This is a genomic window from Kocuria sp. TGY1127_2, assembly GCF_013394385.1.
In the GTDB taxonomy this organism is placed as follows: domain Bacteria; phylum Actinomycetota; class Actinomycetes; order Actinomycetales; family Micrococcaceae; genus Rothia.
This window is the reverse complement of sequence record NZ_AP022834.1, coordinates 1,597,143-1,610,083: the sequence shown is the minus strand read 5'-3', so window position 1 is coordinate 1,610,083 and position 12,941 is coordinate 1,597,143. Positions and strand designations below refer to the sequence as shown.

Annotated in this window: 9 protein-coding genes; 6 read left to right on the top strand and 3 right to left on the bottom strand. The window is 59.4% G+C overall.

Features of this window, described 5'->3' with window-relative positions:
* The first annotated feature begins 53 nt into the window (after window positions 1–53).
* Window positions 54–1,244: an acyl-CoA dehydrogenase family protein gene (locus sake_RS07275; RefSeq protein ID WP_129359552.1), complete on the top strand. Its 1,191-nt coding sequence runs from the start codon at window positions 54–56 to the stop codon at window positions 1,242–1,244.
* Between the two features lie 158 nt (window positions 1,245–1,402).
* On the opposite strand, the gene sake_RS07270 is transcribed toward sake_RS07275, so the two are convergent.
* Both sake_RS07270 and sake_RS07265 read right to left on the bottom strand, forming a co-directional pair.
* Complete coding sequence (locus sake_RS07270) at window positions 1,403–2,779, bottom strand: NAD-dependent succinate-semialdehyde dehydrogenase (protein ID WP_178945716.1); 1,377 nt, start codon at window positions 2,777–2,779, stop codon at window positions 1,403–1,405.
* A gap of 61 nt (window positions 2,780–2,840) precedes the next feature.
* The gene (locus sake_RS07265) at window positions 2,841–3,782 is read right to left on the bottom strand and encodes an Lrp/AsnC family transcriptional regulator (RefSeq protein ID WP_243155661.1); all 942 of its coding nucleotides are present in this window, start codon (window positions 3,780–3,782) and stop codon (window positions 2,841–2,843) included.
* Window positions 3,783–4,025: 243 nt separating this feature from the next.
* Between sake_RS07265 and sake_RS07260 the strand changes: the two genes are divergently transcribed.
* From sake_RS07260 to sake_RS07240, 5 genes are read left to right on the top strand one after another with little or no spacing between them, the layout of a single operon-like run.
* Window positions 4,026–5,366, top strand: a complete 1,341-nt coding sequence (locus sake_RS07260) for an MFS transporter (RefSeq protein WP_129359554.1) — start codon at window positions 4,026–4,028, stop codon at window positions 5,364–5,366.
* Window positions 5,366–7,033: an amidohydrolase gene (locus sake_RS07255; RefSeq protein ID WP_178946296.1), complete on the top strand. Its 1,668-nt coding sequence runs from the start codon at window positions 5,366–5,368 to the stop codon at window positions 7,031–7,033. The genes sake_RS07260 and sake_RS07255 overlap by 1 nt, the downstream gene beginning before the upstream one ends.
* Window positions 7,034–7,036: 3 nt before the next feature.
* Complete coding sequence (locus sake_RS07250; protein ID WP_178945715.1) at window positions 7,037–8,659, top strand: thiamine pyrophosphate-binding protein; 1,623 nt, start codon at window positions 7,037–7,039, stop codon at window positions 8,657–8,659.
* Window positions 8,656–9,675 carry a C-terminal binding protein gene (locus sake_RS07245; protein ID WP_178945714.1) on the top strand — a complete coding sequence of 340 codons (1,020 nt, stop codon included), beginning with the start codon at window positions 8,656–8,658 and terminating at the stop codon, window positions 9,673–9,675. The genes sake_RS07250 and sake_RS07245 overlap by 4 nt, the downstream gene beginning before the upstream one ends.
* Before the next feature lie 20 nt (window positions 9,676–9,695).
* Entirely contained in the window at window positions 9,696–11,261 is a 1,566-nt protein-coding gene (locus tag sake_RS07240; RefSeq protein WP_129359557.1) for an amidohydrolase, read from the top strand.
* Between the two features lie 439 nt (window positions 11,262–11,700).
* Here sake_RS07240 and sake_RS07230 read toward each other — a convergent pair whose 3' ends face one another.
* Window positions 11,701–12,744 (bottom strand): acyl-CoA desaturase, encoded by a 1,044-nt coding sequence (locus sake_RS07230; RefSeq protein ID WP_178945713.1) that lies wholly within the window; start codon window positions 12,742–12,744, stop codon window positions 11,701–11,703.
* Window positions 12,745–12,941 lie beyond the last annotated feature (197 nt).

Sequence of the window (12,941 nt, the reverse complement as noted above, 5' to 3'; positions counted from 1 at the left end):
ACCCGCCCGATGTCATCGGAGGGGTCCAAGAACACCAACGAAAAGGACAACGCATGTCTAAGCCCGCCAACACAACATCAGACTTCCTCGACTACGCATCGCTGCTCAGCGAGAAGGAGCAGACCGAGCTGGATGGAATCCGACACTATTTGGCCACTGAGATCAAACCTCTCGCCGAGCAAGCGTGGGACGCTGGGCAGTTCCCTCAGGGACTGTTCCAGAAATTGTCACCACTCGGAGTCGCGGAAGGACGTTACCCGGAGTACAGCAGGGTCCCCGCGCAGCCTCGCAGCGAACTGCTTGCGGGTTTCATCAGAATCGAGATGAACAAGACCGACCCGTCATTCGCCGTCGCCGCGGGAGTCCATACCGGTCTGGCTATGGGGTCCATTGCGGGTGGGGGCAACGAGGAACAGCGCCAGCGGTGGCTGCCGGATATGGTGGCCATGTCGAGCATCGGCGCTTTTGCCTTGACCGAGCCCGAGGGCGGCTCCGACGTAGCCGGGGGCATGCGCACGACCGCATACCGGGAAGGCAACGAGTGGGTCCTCAACGGCGCAAAACGGTGGATCGGCAACGGTACCTTCGCGGATCTCGTCGTGGTCTACGCTCGAGATACCGAAGACGACCAGGTCAAAGCCTTCGTCGTCGAAAAAGGCACCGAAGGATTCCAGGCGGAGAAAATCCAGGGGAAAATTTCTTTGCGAACCGTGGAAAATGCCGATCTGACATTGTCGAATGTGCGTGTTCCCGAGGCAAACCGTCTTCAGAACATCAACAGTTTCCGAGACGTAGCGAAAATCCTGCGCGCGACCCGAGGGGATGTGGCATGGCAAGCCACCGGCGTCGCCATGCGCGCCTACGAGGTAGCCAGGAATTACGCAACCACCCGAGTCCAGTTCGGCAAGCCGATCGGTGGTTTCCAGATGATTCAAGACTTGCTGGTCAAAATGCTGAGCAACGTCACCGCGATGCTCGGGATGGTCATCCGCATGGGACAACTGGCCGAGAACGGTGAGGACACGGCTGCGCAGGCGGCCCTGGCCAAAGCGTTCTGCACCACCAGGATGCGGGAGACGGTGGCCTGGGGTCGCGAACTGTTCGGAGGCAACGGCATTGTGCTCGAGTACGAAATCGCCAAGCTCTTCTCGGATGCCGAGGCCATCTATTCATTCGAGGGGTCCCGGGAAATGAACACCTTGATCGTTGGCAAGAGCATCACGGGCTTGTCTGCCTTTGCCTAAACAAAGTCTCTGACCAATGCCGTCGGAGCAGGCAACCGCGAGCCTCGGGAATGACTCCACGAGCTTTCTGCGCGACCGGGGGGTCCCCGTCAACCGGATTGGTGCCGTTGTCCAGCCAATGGCCAACGGCACCAACTAAGGTCACCTGCGTGCTGTTGTTATTTCAACGCGGTGCGACGGAGCCGGGTGTTGACGAATTCGCCCATTCCCCAGCGGCCTAGTTCACGGCCGAACCCTGAGCGTTTCACACCTCCGAAGGGTAGCCCGGGAAGAGTTGTGCCGTGTTCGTTGATATAGGCCATCCCAACGTCCAACCTGTCTGCCACCTGCTGGGCGCGGTCAATATCAGGGCTCCAGACCGAACCGCTGAGTCCGAAACCGACATCATTGGCCAGCTCGACTGCTTCATCGACGGAATCGACGCCGTAGACCACAGCCACAGGGCCGAAGATCTCTTCAGAGTAGGCGTCCATGTCTCTGGTGACGCCGGTCAGCACCGCAGGCTGCATGAATGCCCCGGGCCCGTCGAGAGGTTGACCGCCGGTATGTAGTCTCGCGCCTTGCTCGACGGCCTTTCTGACCTGCGCCACGACATTGTCCCGTGCCACAACGGAAGACAGCGGTCCGACCTGCACCTCGGAATCTGTAGGATCACCGATCCGTGCTTCGCTAAAAGCCGTGGTGATCTTGGAGAGGAAGGAATCCAGGTGGGCATTCGGTACGATCATCCGTTTGGGCGAATTACAGGCCTGCCCGGTATTGGAAAGTCGCGCCTTCGCGGCTTTCCTTGCGACCCGGTCGATATCGGCGTCGTCCAGGACAATCAGAGGATCTGACCCGCCGAGTTCGAGCACAACCTTCTTCAGGTTCCGGCCAGCAGTCTCGGCCACCGAGGAACCGGCCCGCTCGCTGCCGGTCAACGAGATGCCGCGCACCCGCGGATCGGCGATCATGTCAGCGATCTGTTCCTTGGAAGCGAAGACATTGATGTAAGCGTCGTCGGGTACGCCTGCCGTGTGGAGGATTTCGGCCATCACTTCCGAGGAGGCTGCGCAGATCTCGGCGTGTTTCAGAATGATGGTATTGCCAGCCATGAGGTTGGGGGCGGCGAACCTGGCGGCTTGGTAGTAAGGATAGTTCCACGGCATTACGCCAATGAGCGAACCGATCGGCTGAGTCTGGACCAGCGATTCGGCGGCACCCTGAGGATCGAGTTGTTCTTGTTGCAGCAGCTGCGGGCCGTTCTCGGCATACCAGCGGAAAATCGCACCTGCCAATTCCGCCTCGCCTATTGCTTCTTGCAAGGGTTTTCCCATTTCGGCAGCGATCAGCCGCCCCAGCTCTTCCTTCCGGGCATCATAGGCGTCAGCGGCCCGCGTGAGGATCGATGCTCGCTGATTCGCCGGCGTCGCCCTCCAGCCGGCGAATGCGTTGGCCGACCGGTCGAGCACTTGCTCGACACCCGTCTCATCCAGCGAGGGAAATTCGCGTTCGGTTACTCCGGTGGTCGGGTTGGTTGTCGTATAAGTAGACATAAAACAACCCTACTCCGCTTGTGAAGAGGGCTCTCAGGGGGGGGCACGAATCGCCGTTCTTTCACGGTCTCAGAACTTGCCCCACTCTGCGGGCGTACTCCTCCTTGATGAGGTCGAGGTGGGTCCAAGAGTCCAATGACGCGACCCCTGGCAGTGCTCTGAGATCCTCAATGACTTCGAGGACTTTACTCGACACATGGCTGTTGGCAGTTGCAATGAAGTCGTGGTTGCCATAAGTGCGTGCCGCGAAGTCAATATTCGGTGTGGTGCGCAGATGTTCGCGGATGTCATCGATGTTGCCGCGGGCGGAGATCCCAAGGCCGATGGAGAACCGACTCCGAGAAATCCCGCCCGGTTGGATGGCGGAGATGCGGATGACGCCGGCATCGAGAAGTTTTGCGACGCGTTCGCGAACCGACGAGGGGGAGAGGTGGACTGCTTCGGACAACACGGCATAGCTGGTTCGGCCATCCTGTTGCAGCATTGCGATGATATCGAAGTCGATGGGGTCTGGGGAGATCTCCTTGCGGGTCTTGGCGACGAAGAACCCTTTGATGACTTCGGCATACGTGGTGATGCGGATGGAACGGACGGAAGGGATCGCTCGTACCTCGTCGAGCAGCATTTCCATTTCCTCGTGGTTCCCGTGCCGGGATTCGAAGACGATGGGACGTGGTCCGCTGACCATGGACACGAGTACCGTGTCGGTGAATTGTGAGAGCTTCGATGCCACCGGTCTAGCGGCACCGTCGATGTCGACCATCGCGTGGATCAGCACTTGTCGACCGGCATGACCAGGGTCAACCGCCGCTACAATCTTGAGACCGTCTTCGTCCACAAGACGACGGACGCGCTGAGATACCAGATCGCGTGAGGCATCCAGGGTCTGTGACAGTTCGTGGATGCTTGCCCGGCCGTTCTCCTGCAGCGCCCGAATGAGAGCGGCATCAAGGTCCCTGTAATCCTTGACATCTCGGTGATTGGCCCGCGACGACTTTGCCAATATGTCCTCCGTTACAGTTTCACTCGATAAACACTGATTCTGCCCAACACTAGCCGCAAAAATTTGGTATATCCCCGAGATTAGCAATCGGTCGTCACTAAAGTGCCCGAAATATTTCTCATTTCCGCGGCAGATACCCGGTTTCCCCCATGATGCAGCGTGTTCTTATGACGCGGAATCACCTATATTCGGTGGGGCAATTACAGGACGTCTGTAACCCACACTTGAGCAAGGGAGCTCGACATGTCGTCCACGAATCTGGGCCGGGAGAAGACGCACAAAAAGGCGTTGCGATCAGGTTTCGCCGCTGCCGTCGGCACCACAGTCGAATGGTATGACTTCTATGTGTACGCCACAGCGGCGGCCATTGTCTTTCCGCAGCTGTTCTTCCCGGAGGTCGACAGGTCTCTGGGAACTCTGGCGTCGTTCGGAACGTACGCGGTTGCCTTCTTCATGCGTCCCATCGGCGGTGTTCTCTTCGGTCACATCGGAGACAAGCTCGGTCGTAAGCCCGCACTGACAATTACTCTTATGGTCATGGGCGTGGCCACCGTTCTCGTCGGCTGTTTGCCCAGTTATGCCATGGCGGGAATGCTCGGACCGATACTTCTCATCGTGTTACGGATGTTCCAAGGACTGGCCGTTGGGGGCGAATGGGGCGGCGCCAGCCTTATGGCCGTCGAGAGCGCGCCCGAGAAATGGAAGACCTTCTACGGCGGTTTTACCCAGCTTGGCAACCCGTTCGGTGCTCTCTTGTCGTCGGGAGCCTTCTGGGTGCTCGCAGCCATGGGCGACGATGTGCTCATGACCTGGGGCTGGAGGATTCCTTTCCTCTTCTCCCTGGTGCTTATCGGCGTGGGTATCTGGGTGCGACTCCGGGTCGAAGAGACCCCGGTCTTCGAAGACAAAGTCGAGGGGGCCGAGCAATCGACACCGATTCTTTACGCGCTGAAGTTCAACTGGTGGCCGATTCTGCTCGGCTTCGGAATCGTTGCCATGTCGTCCGGTGGCTACGTCGTGGCGACAAGCTTCGTTCAGAACTACGCCACCGACCCTGAAGTGGGTGTCAAAGCCCAGGTCATCCTCGCAGCCATGACGGTTGCGTCCTTCATCGAAGCCATCGTCACCCTCCCCTTGGCCTGGCTCGGTGACAAATGGGGCGGTAAGACGATCATGTACTTGGGCATAGGGCTGTCATTCCTGACCATGATCCCGCTCATTCTGGCCATCGAGGGCCGGAACGTTGTGCTCATCTTCCTCCTCGTCTCGCTCGTCCGACTGACCCTGTCCGGTGCCTGGGCACCGTTGTCGACCTTGATGGCCCAGATGTTCAAGCCTCAGGCAAGGTACACCTCGATGTCATTGGCCTACGGCGTCGGAGCGGCGGTTTGGGGCGGTCTTTCACCTGCGATTGCAAGCGGACTGCTGGCGGCCACTGGCAGCATCTGGTCGGTCGTCGCTTTCTTCGGACTTCTCTCGCTCGTCGCCTGGCTGGGCACAGCGTTCGCACCCCAGTATTCCGATTCAAACGGCGCCAGCACTCCCTCCACCAATTCGACCATTCAACCCATAGGAGAGAAATGATGCGTAGGCTCGCCACATTCGACGATCGCAACTCTGAACCGACGATCATCACGGCCGGACATATTCACACCATCGACGATGACAAGCCGGACGCCGAAGCCATGTTCGTCGCAGGGGGCAAAATCGAAGCGGTCGGAACCCTGACCGAGGTGGAGCAGGCTGCAGCAGGATACGAACCCGTCCGCGTCGAGCGCCCAGAAGCGACGATCGTCCCCGGATTCGTCGATGCGCACGCACACCCACTCATGTACGGACAGTTGCTGACATGGATTGACATCACTCCCGGCAACGCCGGGTCGATCCCCGAAATCATCGAGCTCATGCGTCGGGGCGCAGATAAGCTGCCCGCGGGGGTGCCGATCCGCGGCTTCGGATACGAACAACGGAACCTCGTCGAACGTCGACACCCCACTAAGGAGGAACTCGACCAGATCGCCGCGGACCGTGAGGTTTACATCATGAATGCCTCCGGGCACGGCGGAGTCGTGAATTCTTTCACCTTCGAGAAATTCGGGATCACCAAGGACACCCCCAACCCCGAGGGCGGAGAATTCTTCCGTGATTCGGACGGCGAACTGACCGGTGAGCTTTCCGATGCGGCGTGCAACGTGCTCACGGGCCTGCACGGGGTCAAAATAGGTCATCACGGGCCCAATTTCCATCTTGGCGACGAACCGGCCGAGCATCAGCGGCAACTCAACTTGGTACAGCGTGAATTCCTCGCAGGCGGAGTCACCGCGCTTGGAGACGCACAAGTGTCCAAACGAGAATTTGCAGCCTACCTCGAGATGATTGATCGGGGTACGCTCGAGATTCGCGTATCCATGTATTTCCTCTCCCATCTCCTCGACCAGGTCATCGACCTCGGCCTGACCGGGCCCTTCGGGAATGCCTTCCTGTCCGTGGCGGGTATCAAACTCTATGCCGACGGCACACTGGGCGGCTGGACCGCATATTTCCCTGAAGGATACGTAGGTGATCCTTGCCGCACCGGTCAGCTTTATCATGATCCGCGCGAATACAGTGAATTGGTGTCCAAGGCGCACTCCAACGGATTGCAGACCGCCACGCATGCGCAATCGCCGACGGCGATCGCCATGGTCGTTGATGCTATCGAACAGGCTCTCGCAGATCGCCCGGACCCCGATGCACGGCACAGGATTGAACACTGCGGATTGCCCACTCCGGAGGACATCACCAGGATGTCCGAACTCGGTATCCGCCCCGTCAACCAGACACAGCACTATTACAACTGGGGAGAGGGCGTCGAACAAGCGATCGGGACCCCCGGCGAGCGCTTCAACCCTCTGGGCGAATTTCTCGCAGCCAATGTCCCAACCACTATTTCCTCCGACGCCCCTGTTGCAGAACCTCGTCCGCTCGAGGCGATCCAGGCCGCAGTCACTCGGGTGACGCGACGGGGTGCAAAACTCGGGCCTGACTCCCTCAGAATCACGGCCGCCGAAGCGTTGAAGGCTCATACTCTCGAAGGGGCAAAGAGCCTGGGACGCGAGGACGAGTTCGGGACGCTCACCGCCGGGAAGCGCGCCGACTTCGTCATTCTCGGAGACGACCCATTGCTCGTCGATCCGGCAGAGATCGCAAGAATCCCTGTACTGGAAACCTGGGTTGATGGTCGGCGCCGTCATCAGTCGGAAGAGGTCTGAACCATGGAGACGCAGAAGAAGAGGACCACCGGTTGGGCCGTCATGGAGATGCTGAGAGGTTACGGCATCGACACCGTCTTCGGCATTCCCGGGACTCACAACCTCGAGTTCTATCGTCCGCTGACTGACTTGGGCATTCGAGCCGTCACGACCCGGCACGAGCAAGGCGCCGGATACGCGGCCGACGGATGGTCACTGCAGAGCGGACTTCCCGGCGTCGTACTCACGACCAGCGGGCCCGGCCTGCTCAATGCGCTTTCGGCCGCAGGCACGGCCTTCTGCGAATCCCGGCCCATGATCATCCTGTCACCGGGACAACCGCGTGGAGCCAGGTTCGCCGACGCAGGGACTTTGCACGAGACCAAGGACCAATTGGGTGCCGCCTCCGCGGTCGTTGAATGGGCGCGTCGCGTCACGACGGTCGCAGAAGCGATAGGTTCCATTCACGACGCCTTCGAGCTGTTCGCGACGTCCCGGCCCCGGCCCGTCTACATTGAGATCCCTCTCGACCTTCTCGACGAGGTCACCGAGGTAGACTCATCCCTCCTCAAGCCCCAGACATTCGACCCCGTGCCTCCTCCCGGCGCTGAGGCCATTGCCGAGGCGGCGCGAAGGCTGACCACAGCCGCGTCCCCGACGATCTTGGCCGGAGGCGGTGCCCGATCTGCCGCCTCCGAGGTGCGTCACCTTGCTGAGCGTTTGGGAGCCCCCGTGGTCACAACTCTCAACGGCAAAGGCGTGCTCGACGAGACGCACCCGCTCTCTCTGGGTTCCAACCTGCGTTTGCCCTCGATTCGCGAGTACGCCAGGTCGGCAGACGTGCTGCTGGTCATCGGGTCGAAGCTCGGAGACGCCGAACTCTGGGTTGATCGTCTTGACGCAACCGGTTCCGTCATCCGGGTCGATATCCTCGAATCGCAGATCAACAAGAACCAGCAGGCAGAACTCGGCCTCGTCGGAGAGGCCTCCGCCGTGATCGGCGCTCTTGTCCAGGAGCTCGGAGACGGCGAGGCAAGTAACCCGGAGCCCATCGTTGCCGAGCTCTTGAACTCTGCTCACGACGATTGCCGGAAATTGTCCGCGCAGAACACGCAACTATCTGAGGACATCGTTTCTGCGCTGCCGGATGATGCGATTCTGGCAACCGACTCCTCACGGATCGCCTACGGCGGCCTGCTTAATGTTTTCTCCGCGTCGAGACCGAACTCGACTCCGTACATGGGGACCTTCGCGACTCTCGGTTATGGACTGCCCGCCGCTCTCGGCGCGCGGATCGCCGCCCCCGAAAGGGCGTCTTTCGCCGTGATCGGTGACGGTGCGCTGATGTTCTCCGTGCAGGAATTCATCACAGTGGTCGAACAAGACCAGGACGTCACCGTCGTCGTTGTCGACAACGGCGGCTACGGAGAGATCAGACAGAATGAGGCCGATCTCGGTATACCTCCGATCGGTGTTGACCTCCTCCAACCCGATTGGGTGGGACTGGCTGCAGCTTTCGGAGGGGCTGGGACTCGTGTGAGGACACGGGCAGGCCTGGCGGCTGCAATGGATTCCGCCATGGTTGCCGGAGGTCTACAGGTGATCCACATTGACGTTGCCGAGTACACACACGAGGAGGATCTGTGACCACGACGAATCCGATTCCACCAGTTGCTGTCTATACCGATGTCGATGACACGGACATCACCCCGGGCATCACGCTGCTCGAAGAAGCCGGATTCGAGGTCCGGGTACTCGGTACTCGGGAGCCTGAAGCGATCGTCAGTGGTGGACAGGGTGCCGAAGTCCTGCTGCCCGGCTACTCAGAGATCACCCGAGACATGATCGAAAGGCTGCCGAGTCTGAAGCTCATCTCGTTGATGTCCATGGGAACCGACAACGTGGATGTCGAGGCCGCGACCGACCATGGGATCTTTGTGACCAATGTTCCTGGTGCAGCCACGGAAGAAGTCGCGACACATGCTCTGTCCATCCTCCTGGCCGGCCTCCGCCAGTTGCCTTTCTACACGCACTCAGCCAATCCACTGGATTGGAACGATCGGGCACCGGTAGCCCCGCGACGGTTGAGCGAACTGACGCTCGGAGTGCTCGGCCTCGGCCGGATCGGAAAGAAATTGGCACACATGGCGTCTCCGTTGTTCGCCGAGGTCATCGGATACGACCCGTACCTGCCGAACACTGCAGAGGTTCAGTCGGATATTGAACGGCTCGGGATCCGCCGGTGCGAACTGGCAGACGTGCGAACCCAAGCCGATGTGCTCTGTCTACATCTTCCTCTGAGCCAGACCACTCAGACCATGATCAATGCGGATTTCATGGCGCGAATGCCGGAGAAGTCCTTCCTCGTCAACGTTTCCAGGGGAGGCCTCATCGATCACTCGGCGCTTGCCTCCGCACTCGAATCCGGGCATCTGGCCGGCGCAGCACTCGATGTACTCGATGAAGAGCCGCCTTCTGGCGAGCATCCGCTCGTGGGTCGAAGCGAGGTCATCATCACTCCGCATATCGCCTACTACTCCGATCGAACGCTCATTGACTATGTGCGAATTCAGGCTCAGAACGCGATCAGCTTTGTTCGGACCTGCCAACCCGATTCACCGGTAAATGCCCCGAAGCCCCAGGGTTTTCCTCCACACGACTGAAATATTCGAAAGAAGACTCCATGTCACCCATGCACACCTCTGCCAAGGAGACCGCTCGTACCTGGATTGACGAGCACCTCGACGAACTCCTCGAATGGCACACGCACATCTGGGAACTGGCCGAGCCTGCATGGCGCGAATACAGGTCCCAGCGTTGGTACGTCGAGCTCCTACAGGATGAAGGCTTCGAGGTCGAGGACGGATCGGCAGGAATGCCGACGGCATTTTCCGCGGTGTGGTCAAACGGAGAAGGACCCAGACTCCTGACGTACGCCGAGTACGATGCCGTGCCGGGAAACAACCAGGCTGCCAGGACAACGGAAGCTCCGCGCGAGGGTCTGAGCCGGTTCTCTCCGGGCCACACGGACCCGCATTCGGCCCTAGGGATCTCTACACTGGCAGGTTTATTGGCCACCAAACACGCCATGGAGGTCCATCAGATCCACGGAACTCTGAAATACACGGGCGAGCCCGCAGAGAAAATGCACGGTTCAAAGGTCGTCCACGGTCTACGGGGCTACTACGACGACGTCGACGCCATCGTCTCGTTCCACCCCTTCTACATGCTTCCCCTGTGCAACACCGCTCGATGGGACACCCACTGCGGGGCCTACTACTCCAAGGTCTACAGCTTCGTCTGCGATCACCCCGAAACCTGGCAGATTTCGACGGCGGATCCGAACTCGCCCATTCCAGCGTCACACTCCGCTGCTCGGGCGCCGGGAGCAAATGTAGCGCTGTCACAGATGTACACCGCATCCCGGACCATGCTCGATTCGATGCTTCCGGCCACCGGAGGCTGGAGCTTCTCCGATGCGATCCTCAGCGATGGGCAGGCCACAGCGGACAATCTGCCTCAGCGAGTAGCACGACTCCAGTTCTCCTGGCGCACACCCGACATCGAAATGGCCGAACATATCCTTGCAGTGCTCGACCGCAATGCAGCGGCGGCGGCGGTAATGGCCCATTGCGAACTTGAGGAGAGGTGGGTTGCAAGAAGCCGCCCAGGACGAACGAATCATGTCCTGGCACAGGCGCTGTATGAGAACCTCGAACAGGTCGGTCCACCTTCCTACGGTCCCGAAGCGGTCGCGGTGGCACATAAGATTCAGAAGAGCCTGGGCCTCGAACCCATGGATCGTCCGTTCCTCGACAAGACCGAACAGCTCATCGAACCGGCCGAGGCGGAACGGTTGCTTCGTGAGCAGATGCCGGCTTGGCAACGGAATTGGACAAGCGATGACTACGTCGAAATGTCGCATTACGCCCCGCTTGTGCGTTTTTATGTTTCTCGCCCGACCCTCGCGACAGCGAAAGGCGGAGGCCAATACCCGGCGTGGGTGATGAACGCTCTCGGTGGGATCCCCGAAACGATAGCCCCGACGATCGTCACTGCGGGAAAGACCGTCGCCGGTACATTCCTCGATCTGTTCGACCGGCCGGAAATCCTCGAAGAGGCGAGAGCTGAATTCGACCGACGAACCGAAGAGAAACCGATGCCCGCATTGCTGCCGAAAGATTTCGAGGCGCCGATCGAACTTCCCTGGCCGGACTACTCGGTGCGCGCAAATGCCCGACAATGGTGAGTCGGGCCGGGCCGGCGAAGCCTCTGCCGGTCGCCGGTGACCCTTCTCAGCAACGGCCTGGCAACGGGCGAAACCGTAGTTGATGTCTCACGCGTCAGTCACGCGGCTGCGTCATGCTTAACCTGAAATTCGCTTGCGGATGGGGAGTTTCGCGCCAGGCTATTGGGGCGGCAACGGGTGCCCGTCGATTTGGATGGTTCCCGAGGGGCACTGGATCTCTGCGAGCCGCGTGGCGGTCCACTCACTCTTTGGCGGGTCCGGGTTCACAAGTTTCACGAATCCGTCGTATTCTTCTGGGTTCTGGAATACGTTCGGTGCTACAAGTCCACAGTTTCCTGATGCAACACACATTTCCGCATGGACGGTAACTTTCATGATAATCCTCCGTTTCGGTCCTCAGAAGATACTGCATCTCCCCGGGATGGACATTGATCGTTTTTCAACCTCGGTATTGCTGCACCAAGGGGCAGACATATGGGTCCCTGTTTTTGAGCCCAACTTGATTCAAATACGACACGACGGTCACTGCCGCCTCGGGCAGGGTTCTTTGTTCATAAGGGATGTCGTATTGCTGGCAGTATTTGCGGACTATTTTTTGTAAGGCGGGAAGGCTGGTCCGCGGCGCGGCGGGAAATAAGTGATGCTCGATCTGGTACTGGAGACCGCCCATCAGAACTCGCACCAGCAGTCCGTCGTGGATATTGCGTGACATGACCACCTGACGACGGAGAAAATCGATGCGGGTTCCCGACGGGACAGTGGGCATCCCGATGTGGTTCAGAGCGAAGGCACCTCCCAAAAGGAGGCCGAAGGAGCCGACCTGGACACCCACAAAGGCAACCGCCATACCCGCAGGCAGCATGGTGAACAACAGTGTCAAATATGCGATGTGTCGAATGAGGATGAGGCTTATTTCTACGACCCGGTGAGGTACTGCAGGGGAAGAGAAGAGCATCTTCAGAGATTGGACGTGCAGGTTGAATCCCTCGAGAAGCAACAGTGGCACGAAGTAGACGCCTTGACGTGCGGCCAGCTTGGCACTCAGCCCGGTCCTCCGCTGACTGGCTTCGGGAGTAAACGTCAGTACCGTCGATTCGACGTCGGGATCCTTGCCTTCCTGATTGGGATGGGCGTGGTGGGTGTTGTGCTTGTTCATCCACCAGCTGTAGCTCATGCCCATGAGCGTGCCGGACAGGATTCGAGAAACCCATTCGTTCCATGCCCGGGATGCAAAGACCTCTCGATGGGCCGCCTCATGAGAGAGAAAGCCTATCTGGGCCAACACGGCTCCGATCAGGGCGGCGGTTATCATCTGATACCAGGTCGCACCCAGGACGATCACGACGGCCAACAGTCCCAACAAGACCGCTACACACCCAAGGATCATTGACCAATAGAAAGTGTACTGCCGGCGGATCAAACCGGCCTTATGGACTTCTTCACTCAGGTTCCGGAAGGCTCTGGCGTACTGGTCCGTGTTCATCGAGCTCTCCTTTGTGCCCTGATCTTGCGATCAACTCACCCTTTGACTCAGCGGGGCAACACATCGCGACTTCCTCAAGACTAGCAACAAAGCAATCTGCCGCTACAGGCCCAGCGTCGCGATCAGAGGGGCCCGGACTTATTTCGCTTCACTATCCAGATACAAGGTGACGAGTGAATAAACCGTGATTGTCGTGG